This window comes from Pararhizobium sp. DWP1-1-3, assembly GCF_049896125.1.
Taxonomy (GTDB): domain Bacteria; phylum Pseudomonadota; class Alphaproteobacteria; order Rhizobiales; family Rhizobiaceae; genus Pararhizobium.
Map to the genome: position 1 here is coordinate 110,616 of NZ_JAFCTR010000010.1, position 16,601 is coordinate 127,216.

General features: G+C 57.8%; 15 protein-coding genes. 4 read left to right on the forward strand and 11 right to left on the reverse strand.

Annotation, left to right across the window (positions count from 1 at the left end):
• The first annotated feature begins 539 nt into the window (after positions 1 to 539).
• From repA to repC, 3 genes are all read left to right on the forward strand, one after another.
• Positions 540 to 1,739, forward strand: a complete 1,200-nt coding sequence (gene repA, locus ACP7BS_RS19855; RefSeq protein ID WP_426232412.1) for a plasmid partitioning protein RepA — start codon at positions 540 to 542, stop codon at positions 1,737 to 1,739.
• 3 nt (positions 1,740 to 1,742) lie between these two features.
• Positions 1,743 to 2,768, forward strand: a complete 1,026-nt coding sequence (repB, locus tag ACP7BS_RS19860; RefSeq protein ID WP_426239494.1) for a plasmid partitioning protein RepB — start codon at positions 1,743 to 1,745, stop codon at positions 2,766 to 2,768.
• 155 nt (positions 2,769 to 2,923) lie between these two features.
• The gene (repC, locus tag ACP7BS_RS19865; RefSeq protein ID WP_426239495.1) at positions 2,924 to 4,138 is read left to right on the forward strand and encodes a plasmid replication protein RepC; all 1,215 of its coding nucleotides are present in this window, start codon (positions 2,924 to 2,926) and stop codon (positions 4,136 to 4,138) included.
• A gap of 39 nt (positions 4,139 to 4,177) precedes the next feature.
• Here the strand turns inward: repC and ACP7BS_RS19870 are convergent, their stop codons facing one another.
• Positions 4,178 to 6,175: a putative bifunctional diguanylate cyclase/phosphodiesterase gene (locus tag ACP7BS_RS19870; protein WP_426239496.1), complete on the reverse strand. Its 1,998-nt coding sequence runs from the start codon at positions 6,173 to 6,175 to the stop codon at positions 4,178 to 4,180.
• Between the two features lie 305 nt (positions 6,176 to 6,480).
• Between ACP7BS_RS19870 and ACP7BS_RS19875 the strand changes: the two genes are divergently transcribed.
• Complete coding sequence (locus tag ACP7BS_RS19875) at positions 6,481 to 7,524, forward strand: class I SAM-dependent methyltransferase (RefSeq protein WP_426239564.1); 1,044 nt, start codon at positions 6,481 to 6,483, stop codon at positions 7,522 to 7,524.
• Positions 7,525 to 7,558: 34 nt separating this feature from the next.
• On the opposite strand, the gene ACP7BS_RS19880 is transcribed toward ACP7BS_RS19875, so the two are convergent.
• From ACP7BS_RS19880 to ACP7BS_RS19925, 10 genes are all read right to left on the reverse strand, one after another.
• Positions 7,559 to 8,836, reverse strand: coding sequence for an L-fuconate dehydratase (locus ACP7BS_RS19880; protein WP_426239497.1), 1,278 nt, complete (start codon positions 8,834 to 8,836; stop codon positions 7,559 to 7,561).
• An 83-nt stretch (positions 8,837 to 8,919) separates the two neighbouring features.
• Positions 8,920 to 9,765 (reverse strand): fumarylacetoacetate hydrolase family protein, encoded by an 846-nt coding sequence (locus tag ACP7BS_RS19885; protein ID WP_426239498.1) that lies wholly within the window; start codon positions 9,763 to 9,765, stop codon positions 8,920 to 8,922.
• Between the two features lie 24 nt (positions 9,766 to 9,789).
• Positions 9,790 to 10,524 carry an SDR family oxidoreductase gene (locus ACP7BS_RS19890; RefSeq protein WP_426239499.1) on the reverse strand — a complete coding sequence of 245 codons (735 nt, stop codon included), beginning with the start codon at positions 10,522 to 10,524 and terminating at the stop codon, positions 9,790 to 9,792.
• Between the two features lie 14 nt (positions 10,525 to 10,538).
• Positions 10,539 to 10,988 carry a MaoC/PaaZ C-terminal domain-containing protein gene (locus tag ACP7BS_RS19895; protein WP_426239500.1) on the reverse strand — a complete coding sequence of 150 codons (450 nt, stop codon included), beginning with the start codon at positions 10,986 to 10,988 and terminating at the stop codon, positions 10,539 to 10,541.
• Positions 10,985 to 12,064 carry a Gfo/Idh/MocA family protein gene (locus tag ACP7BS_RS19900; RefSeq protein WP_426239501.1) on the reverse strand — a complete coding sequence of 360 codons (1,080 nt, stop codon included), beginning with the start codon at positions 12,062 to 12,064 and terminating at the stop codon, positions 10,985 to 10,987. The genes ACP7BS_RS19895 and ACP7BS_RS19900 overlap by 4 nt, the downstream gene beginning before the upstream one ends.
• A 204-nt stretch (positions 12,065 to 12,268) precedes the next feature.
• Entirely contained in the window at positions 12,269 to 12,598 is a 330-nt protein-coding gene (locus tag ACP7BS_RS19905; RefSeq protein WP_426239502.1) for an L-rhamnose mutarotase, read from the reverse strand.
• 12 nt (positions 12,599 to 12,610) lie between these two features.
• Positions 12,611 to 13,723, reverse strand: a complete 1,113-nt coding sequence (locus ACP7BS_RS19910; RefSeq protein ID WP_426239503.1) for a mandelate racemase/muconate lactonizing enzyme family protein — start codon at positions 13,721 to 13,723, stop codon at positions 12,611 to 12,613.
• Between the two features lie 10 nt (positions 13,724 to 13,733).
• On the reverse strand, positions 13,734 to 14,831 hold the full coding sequence (locus ACP7BS_RS19915; protein WP_426239504.1) for an ABC transporter ATP-binding protein: 1,098 nt from the start codon (positions 14,829 to 14,831) through the stop codon (positions 13,734 to 13,736).
• Between the two features lie 4 nt (positions 14,832 to 14,835).
• Positions 14,836 to 15,702, reverse strand: a complete 867-nt coding sequence (locus ACP7BS_RS19920) for a carbohydrate ABC transporter permease (protein ID WP_426239505.1) — start codon at positions 15,700 to 15,702, stop codon at positions 14,836 to 14,838.
• Positions 15,702 to 16,598: a carbohydrate ABC transporter permease gene (locus ACP7BS_RS19925; protein ID WP_426232424.1), complete on the reverse strand. Its 897-nt coding sequence runs from the start codon at positions 16,596 to 16,598 to the stop codon at positions 15,702 to 15,704. Before ACP7BS_RS19925 ends, ACP7BS_RS19920 begins: the two co-directional genes overlap by 1 nt.
• Positions 16,599 to 16,601 lie beyond the last annotated feature (3 nt).

Consider the following 16,601-nt stretch of genomic DNA (forward strand, 5'->3'; position numbering starts at 1 on the left):
TCAAGCGCGGCGAATCCCCTTCATTTGTCAGCGCTCAAGTGGAGGCAGGCGCTCGGTGCGGTCCCCACTGCAACTTACATGGCAATCAGGAGCGGGGCTCTTTCGCCCCGTGCAAAAGTTGTACGTGTACAACGCGGTTTGTTTTGCATTTTTCCGCGCCAAGTCGTCGTGACCTACTCAATGAATTCTCTGCCTATCGCTTCAATCAGAAGCCAGCAGGGATGCGCTAAGCCGTGTCTTACGGTCATCCAAAACAAAGTTCAAACTCAAGGCGATCCCGAATTGCAGAATGGCAGGTGGCAAAAAGGGAGGAATGCGGGCCATATTATATTTCGTGGGAAACCTCCGGAACGGCCTTGCGGCCTATCGCGCGATGGCGAGTTGTACATGTACAACAAAAATGCCCCGAGTCGCCGTGCTTTCGGTTAATCTTTTGTTAACGAAAAAGACTTTGCCACGCCGGATAGAATCGGGCCTAATGAGATCAGCGCATTTTATGCGCTAATTAAAAAATAAGCGCGGATTGAGTCGGGGCCAATATGTTGAACATCGCAGGCAATAAGAATGGTGAGAGCCTGCGCTCTCTGATCTCGTCTGATGCGGAGGAATTGTCGCGTCAGTTGCAGGCGCACCAGCAGCGGACCTTTCCCCCCACGGCTCAAAAGAGCATTCGTCAATTCACGCCTGCGGAAGCCGCCGATTTCATCGGTATCCATCAGGGCTATCTCAGGCAGATCGTCGCCGATGGGCATGGACCCGAACCGCTGGCAAACGGTCGCCGCCAGTATTCGGTTCAGGATATCGAAAATCTTCGCCACCTTCTTGATGAAGGGGGGAAGGGGCCTCGCAAATATGTCCGCCATCGCCGCGACGGTGAAAAGCTTCAGGTCATCTCCGTGATGAACTTCAAAGGCGGTTCAGGCAAAACCACAACATCGGCACATCTTGCACAATTCCTTGCTCTGCGCGGCTATCGGGTTCTGGCGATTGACCTTGATCCGCAGGCATCACTGTCCGCGCTGTTTGGTCATCAACCTGAATTTGACGTCGGAGAGAATGAGACGCTCTACGGCGCTATCCGTTACGATGCTGCCAAGCGGGATGTCACCGACATCGTTCGCGCCACCTATACGCCCAATCTCCATATCATTCCGGGAAACCTGGAGTTGATGGAGTTCGAGCACGAAACGCCCAAGGCTCTTGCGGGCAGGCATAAAACGGATTCGATGTTCTTTGCCCGCATCGGAGAATGCCTGGCGGAGATCGAAAGCGCCTACGACATCGTGGTGATCGACTGCCCGCCGCAATTGGGTTTCCTGACGCTTTCGGCACTTTGCGCGGCGACGGCCGTCCTTATCACGGTGCACCCCCAGATGCTGGATGTCATGTCGATGAGCCAGTTCCTGCATATGACCGGTGATCTCTTGTCGGTTGTCGAAGAAGCCGGTGGTTCGATGGACTACGACTGGATGCGGTATCTCGTGACGCGGTACGAGCCAAATGACGGGCCGCAATCGCAGATGTCAGGCTTCATGCGCTCCATTTTTGGAAACCGTGTCCTGGAAAATTCGATGGTCAAGTCAACGGCTATTTCGGATGCTGGGCTCACCAAGCAAACACTTTATGAGGTGGACAGAAACCAATTCACCAGAGGCACCTATGATCGTGCGCTTGAATCGCTCACTGCCGTGAATACGGAGATAGAGGATCTCATCAAGCGGACATGGGGAAGGAAGTAGTTCATGGCCCGTAAGAACGTTTTCAGTTTGATTGAATCCGATATGAGCCCGCAGGTGGAGAATGAACCGCCGTTTGCGAATTCGCGCCCGCTCGCCGGTTTTGAAAAGCCGCTGAAACGTGCCAGTCCCGTTGGCGCGATATCCCAGTCGCTCGGCGGTGTTCACGAAAAAGCACAGCGCGTCGATGCCTTGGAAAAGCAACTTGCGCAGGGGCAGGCGATTGTCGAGCTCGATACCGCAGCGGTGGACAGTTCGTTTGTCGTCGATCGGCTCGGAGTAAGCTCTGAGGATCAGGAACTGCTCGTATCGCAGATTCGCGAACACGGCCAACAAGTCCCTATTCTTGTTCGTCCGCATCCCGAGAGGGAAGGGCGCTTTCAGGTTGCTTACGGGCACCGCCGTCTGGCCGCCATAAAAAAAATTGGCGGCCCCATTCGCGCCGTTATCCGCGATCTGACGGACGAACAGCTTGTCGTCAGCCAGGGGCAGGAAAACAATGCGCGCACCGACCTGACCTTTATCGAGCGGTCCTTCTTCGCATCACGCCTGGAAGAGCGGAATTTTAGCCGCGATATCATCATGTCGGCATTGGGCGTCGATAAGGCTGCTCTTTCGCGCATGATCGCCCTGGTGAACCGTCTTCCGTCTGAACTGATCGAAGCGATCGGCGCTGCCCCCGGCTTTGGCCGAACGCGCTGGGCCGAGCTTGCTGATCTGATTGAAGACGATAGCCGGAAATCAAAAGCTCTCGAGGCCATTCTGATGCCTGGCTTTGGCAGCCTGACATCAGATGCCCGCTTCCAGGCAGTCTACGACCGGCTACGGGAGAGCAGGGACAAGGCGCGAAGTGCATTCTGGAATGGCGGCGCTCAGCGAAAGGCCGTGAGAATATCCGAGACGGGCGACACATTGAAGCTCGCCTTCGACAAAACAGTTGAGCCCGAATTCGGCGCTTATGTCGAAAGTCAGCTATCCGCTCTCTACGAAGATTTCGTGCGATCGAAAGAGACAACAGGAACAGGAGACTGAACCGCAAAAGAAAAAGGCCCCCCAAACGTTTCCGTCGTGGAAGCCCTTCTCTGAAGTTTAGCAGCTAGAGAATCACATTTTCACGAATCATAGTCAAGAGTCTTTGGCATCGTTTTGGTGAGCAGATTTCTTTTGCCTGTTACAAGGTGAAGAAAATGCAGATTGAAAGTGTGACGACGCCCTTTGGGCGGCGGCCTATGACGCTTGCCATGGTGGCAAATCAAGTTTTGGCTCAGGAAATCGAGCCGGAAAAGTCGGTCGACAAGTGGAAACTCTATCGCGCTTTGTGTGAGGCAAGGCCGCGCCTAGGTGTGACGGACCGCGCGTTGGCCGTCATGAATGCTCTTTTGAGCTTTTACCCGAAAAATGAGCTGTCAACGGATAACGGCCTGGTCGTGTTTCCGTCCAATGCGCAGCTTTCACTGCGTGCCCATGGGATGGCCGAGCAAACGCTGCGCAGGCATTTGTCGGGCCTTGTCGAGGCTGGCCTTCTGTCACGCAAGGACAGTGCCAACGGCAAGCGTTACGCGCGCCGTGACAGGGCAGGAACGATCGACGAAGCATTCGGCTTTTCCCTGGCGCCACTTTTGGCCCGCGCACACGACATTGAGCGTCTGGCAGACGAGGTCATTGCCGAGCGGCTGCATATCCAGCGGCTGCGAGAGCGATTGACCATCTGCAGCCGTGACGTATCGAAACTGATCGAGACCGCTCTGGACGAGGGCATCCCCGGCGACTGGATGACCACTCACGTGCATTATAGCGCCCTGATGGGGGCACTGCCACGCAAGCCGGGAGCGTTGGAGCTCACCGTAGCACTGGGCGAGATCGAAGCATTGCGGGAAGAAGTTACCAAGCAGCTGGAAATACAGATTAATAGACAAAAACTAAGCGGCAATGCCTTACAAAACGAGCGGCATATACAGAATTCAAAATCCGACTCTACATCTGAATCTGAACCTGCAAAAGAAAAACAGCAGGGGGGAAATTCCGTGAGCGAGCCCAAAGCGAGACGGCAACCGATGAAGGCGTTCCCGCTGAACATGGTGCTGTCGGCATGCCCGGAAATCATCATGTATGGGCCGGGCGGCGGCGTTTCCAGCTGGCGCGATCTGATGGGCGCCGCTGTGGTGGTTCGATCGATGCTCGGCGTCAGCCCGAGCGCTTATCAGCAGGCTTGCGAAATTCTCGGGCCTGAAAATGCCGCCGCGGTGATGGCATGCATTCTGGAGCGGGGTGGGCAGATCAATTCCGCCGGCGGTTACCTTCGGGATCTGACCCGCAAAGCCGAAAAGGGCGAGTTCTCGCTGGGGCCGATGTTGATGGCGCTGATGCGCGCAAATGCCCTTGGAGCCCGGAAAGCCGGGTAGGGCAGGCCTCTTGGCGAACTGGTGGCCGCAACGTTTTGTCTATGCTGGTCTGCGCAAACGCGGGGCTTGATCGTCGATCGGGGGAGGGGAACGAAAATCCTCTGGAGGAGCCGGCCGGCCGACGTGAAAGCCTTGGACCTGATCGATGCGAAATTCACGCATGAGCTCCAACTGCTCGTCCGTCTCGACGCCCTCAACCAGAATTTTGTGACCGCGATTGCGGACCAGGCCGATAATATCCTGCAGCATGGCTTTACCCCTCGGGGTGCTGCTGTCGTGCAGAAACGAGCGGTCGATCTTGACGGTGTCGAAATCAATGAGACGAAGCCAGGAAAGACCGGCAAAACCAGTTCCGAAATCGTCAAGCCAGATACGGATTCCCAGCATCTTCAAATCACTGATGCAGCGCAGGATGTCGGAGTTCATCTCCATTTCGAGACCTTCGGTGATCTCAAAGGCAAGCCTGCCGCCGGCAACGCCGGTATCTCCAAGGATCGCCGCGACAGATGTGGCGAAACCCGGCGTCTTGAGTTGAATGGGCGAAACGTTGACGCTGACGACACGGACATGATTGTCGATCAAAAGTTCGGCGCATACCGTTCGGATCGCCCAGTATCCAAGGTTCAGAATGGCGCCTGTCCGCTCCGCGATCGGGATGAAAAGGCCGGGAGCGACAGCCGTTCCGTCGAGCATCTTCAGGCGCATGAGAGCCTCGACGGCTTCGACGCGTCCAGATGAGACATTGCGGATCGGCTGATAGACCAACGATACGAGGTTCTGACTGGTGGCTATTTTGAGGAGAGCCGCGATATTTTCGCTTTCGTCACTGCTATGCGGATCATTGGGGTCGAACAGTTTGGCGCAGTTGCGTCCGCTTGCCTTGGCACCATACAAGGCGCGATCGGCCTCATGAATGATCTTTTCGAGTTTCGTGCCAGCTTGGCTTCGGGTGAACGCAGCACCGACACTGACAGTGACGATCGACATCCCATCGCGGCGCTGCTGGTGCAACAGACCGAGGTTTTCCACGGTCCGGCAGATATTTTCCGCCAGTTCCGCCACCTGTTCCAGTGTCTCCAGCCGCGCGAGCACAATGAATTCTTCGCCGCCGTAGCGACCGATCGAACCGTTGTACCTTTTAATGGAATCGGCAAGGGCGTCGGCAACCAATATAAGACAGCGATCGCCTTCCTGATGACCATAGCAGTCGTTGTACTTCTTGAAGAAATCGACATCGATGAGGATTGCCGTAAAACTGGTGCCGTATTTCTGCCAGCCGCTCCAATAGTCCCTGAGCCTTTGATCGATGGCTCTTCGGTTCTCCAGTCCCGTCAAAGGATCGGTATTGGACAGTCTGAGCAGCGCATCGCCTCGTTCGGACGCCTCTTTTTGCTGAACCTTTGCTTCAAGAGCGTTCAGGAAAACCTTGTACCGCTCTCTGTTCAGCTTCCAGTTGACGTAAGAGGTAAAAACAAAACAGGAGATGCAAAAAGTGCCAAATGCGAGCTTGTAGGACGGGTCTACGACCGGAAATGATAGCAATGCGGCCAGGAAAATTAGAAGAATGATGGCCGAGGCAACCAAGGAAAGGCGGAATTGAAAGCTGAAGAACAGGTTGACGCTCATCATGAAGATTGCGCCGAACACCATGTAATAGGAGATACTGATGGTGTCCGCCGTCATCAACGATGGATATAGCCACCCGGCGTAGGCCATGACGAGGCCAGCCGCGCAGGTCGTATCGATGACATCGGCACTGGCATTCCAGCGAACCTCCGCTTCCAACACGAAGAAGGCAATCGTACCGATAATGAAACGCGATGCGATCACATAGTTCGCAACGTCTGGGACAAGCAGGATGTCGGTGATCGAAAACAGGAGATAGACGGCAATCGCGATCCACATTCCCTGTCGGGTATCCTGGCGACGGATGCTCTGGCCCTGTTCCAGGTAGAGTGTACGAAGCTCCGCCGAAGCCGGTCTCGGCGGCTCAGCATTGAGATCGATCTCTACTACATCGGCCAGCGTGTGCTTCATGCACGTTCCATGGGGTTGCGTCGCATCCTTCCGCCCTAGAACTGCCCTTCCGACAACTTTCATCAACCGACGCGTTTGAACGCGCAAGGCAGAGACGAAGCCTATCAATAAAAGGCAGCACTTTTCGGCACGATATTGGACGTACATTAAGTTTTCCTGAATTTGCCGAAGGTTAGCGTCTAGTTCGACAGAACCAACTGATACGCGAGCGCGTTAACCATGCCATGCGGATACGTGCAATTTTGATTGGCACTGCACTCGTTTTTCCCCATAGTGTTAATGATCTATTAACGCATGAGGCTCGTGTGACCCAAATCAAGATTGCTTTTGACGGCGAAAGCCTGATTACCCCTGCGGCCATCAACACAGAACTATCTTCCTCCCAAACTGACCTCCATTATGAGCAGCTGGCAACTGGCCGTGTGGAGGTTGCCCTTGCGCTGAAGATTGCGCAGCAGCAAATTCAGGACGACCAAAACCCGGCGCTAATCATCCATCGTCTGATTGGCACGCTTCATGAGACGCGTCGCAGGTATCATCATAATGTCTGGCAAGAATTGATCCCGATCGTTCAGAACCACCCGGTCGCGGATTTTTTTCACGAGGATCCCTTCACACGCTGGTCGTTCATGAAGCCGCGTGGTTATTCCGGCGATGCTCAGCTGATTGATTTCATCTATGGTCACCCGAGTGTTGCCGACGAAATTGCCAAGGCTTCGCCGCTTGGCAAGGAGCTTTACGGCTATACCAGCCAGTCGCCGTCACCTGTGGCTGTGCGGGAACGGCGCGATCTTCTGACGCGCTATGTCGATGAAATTGCAACTGAAAAAGGCCCTGGAACTGAGATCCTGACGGTGGCAGCCGGCCATTTGCGCGAGGCCGACAATTCTGTCGCTCTGCGGGAAAAGCGGATCAAACGTTGGGTCGCCCTTGACCAGGACCCGCTCAGTGTTGGGTCTATGGTTCGCGATTTCAACGGCACATGTGTCGAGGCGATCGATGGTTCCGTTCGTGGCCTGCTGACGAAATCGCACACGCTCGGCAAGTTCGACTTCATCTATGCGGCAGGTCTCTACGATTATCTGGCCGACAAGGTGGCGATCAAGCTGACGCAGACTTGCCTGGATATGCTCAAGCCGAACGGCGTGTTTCTGTTCGCGAATTTCTCGCGTGACGTCGATGACGACGGTTACATGGAAACCTTCATGAACTGGGCTTTGTTGCTGCGTTCGGATGTGGAAATGTGGAACATCATCAATGCCAGCGCCGACCGCAATGCGGTCGAAGCACGTGTGGAATTCGGCGAAAACCGCCATATCGTTTACGGCATTATCCGCAAACGCAGCTAAGGTTTAAGGGGGCGGCAAAACCGCCCCCAGTCCATCAACCCTTGAACTGATATTGTTCAATCGACGCCGTTTTCATCTCAATGGAAAACCCGGAAGACTTCGGTGGCATATAGGCAGCATTCTCGATCACGCAGGGCTCGATGAAATGCTCGTGCAGGTGGTCGACATATTCGATCACCCGACCGTCCTTGGTGCCGGACACGGCAACATAGTCGATCATCGACAGATGCTGGACATATTCGCAAAGGCCGACGCCACCGGCATGCGGCCAGACCGGCAGATCATATTTCGCCGCGATCAGAAGAACCGCCAGCACTTCATTCAACCCACCCATGCGGCATGAATCTATCTGGACGATATCGATTGCGCCTTCGGCGATGAACTGCTTGAACATGATGCGATTCTGGCACATCTCACCCGTTGCGACCTTGACGGCGCCGATACCTGCACGAATCTTGCGGTGTCCGGCCACGTCGTCCGGGCTGGTCGGCTCCTCGATGAAGAACGGCTTGGCGAACGCCAGCTTGTTCACCCATTCGATCGCCTCGTTGACCTCCCAGACCTGGTTGGCATCGATCATCAGGTAACGATCCGGACCGATGACGTCGCGGGCGATGCGCAGCCGACGAATGTCGTCGTCAAGATCGCGACCGACCTTCATCTTGACGTGGTTGAAACCGGCATCGATCGCTTCCTGGCAGAGACGGCGCAGTTTCTCGTCGTCGTAACCGAGCCATCCGGCCGATGTCGTGTAGCAGGCGTAGCCTTCAGACTCGAGCGTCGCGATACGCTCTGCCTTACCTGCCTCGGCACGCTTCAGAATGGCGACGGCCTCATCGCGGGTCAGCACATCGGTGAGGTAGCGATAGTCGACGATATCGGCGATTTCTTCGGCCGTCATATCGGCAACCAGCCGCCAGACGGGCTTTCCGGCCTGCTTGGCGAGCAGGTCCCAGACAGCATTGACGACGGCGCCGGTGGCAAGGTGCATGGCACCCTTGTCGGGACCGATCCAGCGCAACTGGCTGTCGCCTGTCAGATGCCGCCAGAATTTGCCGGGATGGGCGAGAATTCCGCCGAGTTCGGCGCCGATGACCAAATGCTTCATCGCATTGATGGCTGCGCAGCAGATTTCGTTGCCACGGCCAATGGTAAACGTGAGGCCGTGACCCGAAAGTCCATCCGTGTCGGTATCGAGAATGACATAGGCTGCGGAGTAGTCCGGATCAGGGTTCATCGCATCCGAACCATCAAGGCTTTGCGAGGTGGGGAAGCGCAGGTCGAAGACGCGGAGATCGGTGATGCGGGTCATGGGTTTGCTCCGAAAAGGTAGGACGGCAGGCTATTGTCTTGGTAACTGGCCGGCGCGAGCAAAAGGCTACGTCGGCCAGAACCTCAAATGTCTGCCCGTGTGGTTTGCTTCTGGCTTCCGAGACCCTCGATACCGAGTTCGACGACATCGCCGGGCTTCAGGTAGCGCGGCGGCTTCATGCCCATGCCGACGCCGGGCGGGGTGCCGGTGGAGATGATGTCGCCGGGATGCAGCGACATGAACTGGCTGAGATAGAAAACGAGGAAGGCCGCTCCGTAGACCATGGTCTTGGTCGTGCCGTTCTGCACGGTTTCGCCGTTGACCTTCAGCCAGAGCCCGAGATTTTGAGGATCGGCGATCTCGTCCTTCGTCACCAGCCAGGGGCCGATCGGGCCGAACGTGTCGCAGGACTTGCCCTTGGTCCACTGGCCGGAGCGTTCGATTTGGAAGGCGCGCTCGGAAACATCGTGAACGGTGCAATAGCCGGCTACATAATCGAGGGCGTCGGCTTCGGAGACATATTTGGCTGTCTTGCCGATGACCACACCGAGTTCGACTTCCCAATCGGTCTTTTCAGAGCCGCGCGGGATGAGCACATCGTCATTGGGGCCGACGATTGCCGATGTCGCCTTCATGAAGACGACGGGTTCCGGCGGAACGGCCATGCCGGATTCGGCGGCATGGTCGGCATAGTTGAGGCCAATGCAGATGAATTTGCCGGTTCCAGTCACGCACGGACCGATGCGCGGTGTGCCGGTGACAAGCGGCAAGGTCGTGGGATCGAGCTTTGCCAGCGCGGCAAGTGCTGCGGGGTCGATATCCTTGCCGCCGATATCGGAGACATGGCCGGAGAGATCCCGGATTGCCCCGTCAGCGTCGAGGATGGCAGGCTTTTCAGCGCCGGGTGCGCCATAGCGAAGAAGTTTCATGGGTGTGTTTCCTGTTTTAAGGCGTCAAATCGTCCAGCCGCCGTCGATGACGTAGGCCTGGCCGGTCGTATAGGTGGCGCCTGCGAGATAGACGGCGAGGTCGGCGATCTCTTCCGGCGTGCCGAGCCGGCCCATCGGCTGGCGGGCGATGAAGGCGGCGCGGGCGGTATCGTAATCGCCCTGCGAGCGCATGCGCTCCTGCAGCGACGGGCTTTCGACCGTGCCGGGACAAATTGCGTTGCAGCGGATTCCCTGCGCAACATAGTCGGCAGCAACGGCCTTGGTCAGGCCGATGACGGCAGCCTTGGTGACGCCATAGGCGAAGCGGTTCGGTACACCCTTGATGCTGGAGGCGACAGATGACATGTTGACTATCGAACCGTCACCGCGCGCCAGCATGCCGGGCAGGACGGCGCGAATGGTCCGGATCATCGCCTTGACGTTGAGGTCGAAGGCGAATTCGAGATCGCTATCCTTCATCTCCAGCACCGAGCCGCCGTGAACAACGCCGGCACAGTTGAACAGAACATCGATGTCGCCGATCTCGGCAACCAGCGTCGAAACGGCATCGACTTCCAGCACATTGAGAATATGCGTCGTGATGCCGGTCTCTTTGGCCAGATTGGCCAGCGCATCGGCGTTGATGTCGGTGGCGTGGACAATCGCGCCCGCGCGAGCGAAGGCGAGGGCGGACGCCTGGCCTATGCCTTGCGCTGCTGCGGTGATCAGGACTTTCTTGCCGGTCAGATTGGCGGTCATGTCATTGGCCTCTTTTAGGTTCTCTTGCGTTCGACGATAAGAATGTGATCGGCGGCGAGCACGACTTCGCCGCGTTGGTTGATAACTTCGCAGCGTTCGGTAACGCGGCCGGATGCAGGCCGTTTCGGGTCGTCATCCTTGGCCGCGATCGTCACGCGCGTGCGGATCGTATCACCAATGTGAACCGGACGGACAAACCGCAATCGATCATAGCCGTAGGAAAATGCGACCGGATTGATCAGGGATGCGGTGAGGCCGACACCGATGGAAAAGATCATCGTGCCATGGGCGATGCGCTGGCCGCCGGGCAGGGTCTTGGCGAATTCGGCATCCATGTGATGCGGGAAGAAATCGCCGGTATGGCCGGCATGGACAACAAAATCGGTCTCGGTGATCGTGCGCCCGGTGGTCAGCCGGACAGAGCCGAGTTCGTACTCTTCGAAATGGATAATCTGTTCGCTCATGGTTGAAATCCCGGTAGCGGCGCAATTGGGGTCGCTGGCCGCGCGCTGGATTGATAGGCGGCCTCGACCAGCGCCATGGTCTGCCAGGCATCCTCGACGGAGCCGATCAGCACATCGTCCTCGCCGGTGGCAAAGCGCTGCAGGTTGGCCATGCGATTGGCAAAGGCATCGGGAAACCATGCGCCTTGCAGCGGCACGGAAACCCATTCGTCGCCACCGGCGGGCCGAATCCAGAGCTCGTCCGGTTCACCGCGCGGATAGTCGAGATTGACGCCGAGCTTGACATAGGCAGCACCTTTGGTGCCCGAAATGCGGAACTCGCAGGCCTGGAATTTGCGGCCGAAATCATGGTCGTGATTGACCGAGAGAACGCAGCGCAGCCTGTCGCCGTAATCGAGAACGGCCGCCGTACGGGTCTGGGCGACGTCATGGTTCGGATGGCCGATGGTTTTGGCGTGCACACCGAGGGGATTACCGATCAGGCCACGGATGAAATCCAGATAGTGGATCGAATGCATGGCAATCTCGATGCGCGGTAGGCCCTTGAGGAAAGGCCACAGGCCCCACGGTGTCGCCAACGCCAGCCAGGCGTCGAAATCGACGATTTCGCCAAGGAAACCGCGCTCGACCGCATCTTTCAGGGCCAGCATCATCGGTGCGAAACGCAGCTGGAAATTGACCGCGGCCTTCAGCTGCCGGGCGCGGCAGATATTCAGGATTTCCGTTGCTGTCGCAAGATCCGGGCCCATCGGCTTTTGTATCAACGCTGCCGATCCATGGGGCAGTTTCGACAGGATGGCGGCATGTGTTGCAGGCGGCGTCGCCAGATCAAAAATGGCGTCCTTTACCGCGAGCGCCTCATTCTCGCTGGCAAAGGCACGGATGCCCCAAGTTTCTGCCAGTGCGCGTGCTTTGTCAGGATTCGGATCATAGAGACCAGCGACCGGGAAACCGGCGTTCGTATAAGCAGGCAGATGCGCGTCGCCGACTATGCTGCCGGCGCCGAAAATGACGATGGGGCGCGGTGCAGCGGGCTTTGGCCACCATTGGCGCAGCGTTGCCGGATCGAAGGTCATGATACCCTCCCCTTGAGGGGGAGGGTCGGACCGCAGGTCCGGGATGGGGTGACGGCTGCGAACTCGGAGTGCGTGGTTATCACCCCCACCCGCTCGTTCCGCGCGACCTCCCCCCTCAAGGGGGAGGTAAAGGGCGAGTGCCCCACGACCTCTTCTGTCGCCGCGTGACGTGTCATCCACAAAAGGTGAGTTCGGCCGGACAATTCAGTCATGATGAAACACCTCCTCCATCATTGCCCACCACTGCCCGTCTTTGCGGGTGACAAGCGGTTTCTGGCAGGGCATGCAGACGGACCACCATTCCTGGTTTTTCGGATGCGCCGCCATCTTCGCCATATCGGCGCCGAAATCGGTTCCAACATATTCCCAGTAGCCGAACAGCAGGTTTTCCGGTTCCTTCAGGAAGATCGAATAGTTGGTGATGTTGCAGTCCGAGATCAGGGCAAGAATCTCTGGCCATACAGCCGCGTGAAGGCGCCTGTATTCCTCGACCTTTGTGGGCTCAAGCCCGATTACCATGCTCATGCGCTGCATTATCGTCTCCCGTCAGGCCCGGAATTCGCGGGTGAATTCTTCGACTGAGCGCGATTTGACCGCATCCCAGTCCCAGGCGATGCCGATGCCTGGCTCGGACGGTGCGAGCGCCTTACCATCGACAATCTCCATACGCTTTTCAGTCAGATCGTCGAGCTGGGGAATATACTCGACATATTTGCCGTTCTGTATCGCGCAAACGAGACTGACATGCAGCTCCATCAGGAAGTGCGGGCAGACGGGAATGTCGAAGGCCTCCGCCGCATGGGCAACCTTTAGCCATGGCGTGATGCCGCCGATACGGGCGACGTCGACCTGAACGATCGAGCAGGCGCCTTTCTGCATATATTCGCGGAAATGGCGGATCGAATATATCGATTCACCGACGGCAATCGGCGTCGTGGTCGAGCGCGACAGCCGGATATGGCCATCGAGATCGTCGGCCGGAAGCGGCTCCTCGATCCAGGCGAGGTCGAGTTCCTGCAAACGCCCGGCCCGCCGAATGGCTTCATCGACGGCAAAGCCCTGATTGCAATCGGTCATAATTTCGAAGGCCGGGCCGACGGCGGCGCGCACAGCCGACAACCGGTCGTAATCTTCCGAACCGTGCGGACGGCCAATCTTGATCTTGGACCCGGAAAAGCCCTTCGCCTTGGCCTGTAGCGCATCATCGACCAGCGCCTGCTTGTCGATATGCAGCCAGCCGCCTTCGGTCGTGTAGAGTGCGCAACGGTCGCGGGCGCCACCGGCAAGTTTCCACAGCGGCAGATTTTGCTTCTTCGCGCGTAGATCCCACAGCGCAATATCGACGGCGGCGAGCGCCAGCGCGGTGATCGGGCCGATGGTCGTCGCGTGCGTGGCAAATTCCATCTTGTGCCAGATCGCCTCGATGCAATCGGCATCCGCGCCGATCAGCAGCGGTGCGAGATGGTCCGACAAAAGCCGCATGACGGACGAACCGCCTGTGCCGATTGTGTAGCTGTAGCCTGTACCGGTCGCCCCATCGGAATCGGTGATGGTGACGAAGGGGGTTTCCTGGCTGACAAAGCTCTGGATCGCGTCGGTCCGCTTCACCTTCGGCTGAAGGTCGACCATGCGCAGTTCAATTTTTTCGATACGGGCCATCAAAAATTCCTCAGGCTACCAGGCTCTTGCCGGTCGTCAGGTCAAACAGGTGCGCTTGCGAAAGATCAAAGCTCATCTTGATGGTCTGGCCAGAGGGCAGGGGGCGGGGATTGAGCATGCGCGACACCCAGTCGCGGCCGTTGAAGCCGACAAAGACCAGCGTCTCATTCCCCAGCGGTTCGGTGATGGAAACCGGCAGTTCCTGTTCGGCAACCGCCTCGGCATCGCCGGAATTCAGGCCATGGCCGGTCGGAAAGAAATCGTCGGGCCGAAGACCAAATGTCAGCTTTTGACCGGCCGTCAGGCTCGGGCGGAATTTCGGCGGGATCGGCAGGGTGGCGCCGCTGGCGAAGACCAGCTTGCCGTCGGCAACCGTCACGTCGTCCATGTTCATCGGCGGCGAGCCGATGAAACCCGCGACGAACTTGGTCAGCGGGCGGTTGAACACCTCTTCCGGCGTGCCGATCTGCTCGATATGGCCGTCGCGCATGATGACGATGCGGTCGGACAGCGTCATCGCCTCGACCTGATCATGGGTGACATAGATCATCGTTGCCTGCATGCGGGCATGCAGCTTCTTGATCTCGGTACGAACCTGCGTGCGCAGCTTGGCATCAAGATTGGACAGCGGCTCGTCGAACAGGAATACGTCCGGGCGCCGGACGATTGCCCGGCCCATGGCCACGCGCTGGCGCTGGCCACCGGAAAGCTGCGACGGGCGGCGTTCGAGCAGATGCGAGAGATCGAGGATGGCGGCGGCATCCGCCACTTTTTCCTTGATCTCCTCGACCGGACGGCCGGCAATCTTCAGCGAAAAGCCCATATTCTCGCCAACGGTCATATGCGGATAAAGCGCATAGGACTGGAATACCATGGAAATGTTGCGGGCGCGGGGCGGCAGGTCGTTGACGACATTGTCACCGATCTCGATCGTGCCGCCGCTGACATCTTCGAGGCCAGCGATCATCCGCAACGTCGTCGATTTTCCGCAGCCGGACGGGCCGACCAGGGCGATGAACTCACGGTCCTTCACTTCGAGATCGATGCCGTGCACCACTTCCAGCGCGCCGTAGCGCTTGACCAGTTTCTTGAGACTGACGGGAGCCATGAAATTATCCTTTGACCGCGCCGAAGGTGAGGCCGGAGACGAGGTGCTTTTGTATGATGAAGGTGAGGGTCAGCGCCGGGATGATCATCACGACGGCGAGCGCGCACATGCCGCGCCAGTCGATGGTGAACTCGGCGGTGTAGTCGAGCAGGCCGACCGGCAGTGTCTTGGAATTCACCGAGCGGGTGATCTGCGACGCCAGCGCATATTCGTTCCACGAGATCAGGAAGGCAAAGATGCCGGCTGATGCGATGCCGGGGCCTGCCAGCGGAAATTCCACCTGCCAGAAGGCCTGCCAGCGCGTGCAGCCGTCGATCTGGGCAGCTTCGGCCAGGTCCTTCGGCACTTGCCGGAAGAACCCGTCGATCAGCCAGATGGTGAAGGGCACGTTGAGCGCGACATAGGTGAGGATAAGCGCGAAATGCGTATCGATGATACCGGTGCGGGCAAAGATCATGAACAGGGGTAGCGACAGCGCGATGCCGGGTACGGCGCGTGTCAGCATGAAACCTAAGAAGATAGCCGATTTGCCCTTGAACTTGTAGCGCGCAAAAGCGTAGCCCCCGGCCATGCCGATCCCGAGCGCAATGAATGTCGAGGTGATCGAGACGATCAGCGAATTGCGGAAATAGGACCAGACCGGAATACCGCCCTGGCCGGCCCCTGAAAACATCGATCGATAAGCGTCGAGCGACAGGTCCTGCGGAATCCATACGGGAGGCTTGGCCATGATCTCGACGGTCGGGCGCAGCGAGGACAGGATGATCCAGAAGCCGGGCAGGCAGATGATCATCATCGCCACGAACAGGGTGATGATATGGGCGAGCGAATAGAGGCGCTTGCGCAGGCGGTGGGACGAATTGATATCCATTACCACTCAGCTCCGATCTGCTGGCGCGCGGCTGCGAGCTTGCGGAAGAAATAGACGGTGAAGAGAATCGACAGCACGATTGCAAAATAGGCCATGGCATTGGCCAATCCCATACGGGCGTCGCCATAGGCGGTGCGTCCAACCAGGGTCCACAACAATTCGGTTCGCTTGGCCGGGCCGCCATCCGTCATGATCTTGACGATGTCATAGGCTCTCGCAACATCGAGCGAACGGATGGTCATGGCGATGAAGGCGAACGGCATCAGATAGGGCCAGGTAATGTAGCGGAAGGTTTGCAGCGGCGTGCAGCCATCGACATGGGCTGCCTCGATCGGATCACGCGGCATGGCCAGAAGCCCAGCTAGGATCAGGATGGCAAAGACTGAGGTCGAGGACCAGACTTCGGCAACGGTGATCGAAAACAGCGCCAGATTGCCATTGATCAGCCACGGGATCGCCTGGTCTGTCAGCCCCAGTGCCTGCAGGCCGTTGTTGACCAGGCCGATATTGTCATTGAACAGGAACTTGAACTGGAAGCCGACGAGTACCGGTGAAAACATCATCGGAAACATCATCATGGTGCGCAGCAGTCGCTGGCCGCGCACAGCCTTGGACACCAGCAGCGCAAGGCCGAGGCCGAGCAGCATTTCGGCATTCAGCGCAATCGTCAGGAACAGCACCGTGCGGCCGAACGCGACCCAGAAATCCCAACTCGAAATGACGGTGATATAGTTGCGCAGGCCGATGAAGACGTAGAGCGATTCCGGCTTGGTCAGGCGAAACGGCGTGAAGCTCGAATAGAAAGACAGCGCCAGCGGCACAACGACGACTGCCGCGAGAACCAGGAACGCCGGAAACAGCAGCAGCACCGGTGCCGATAATCTGGATAGTTTCATGTC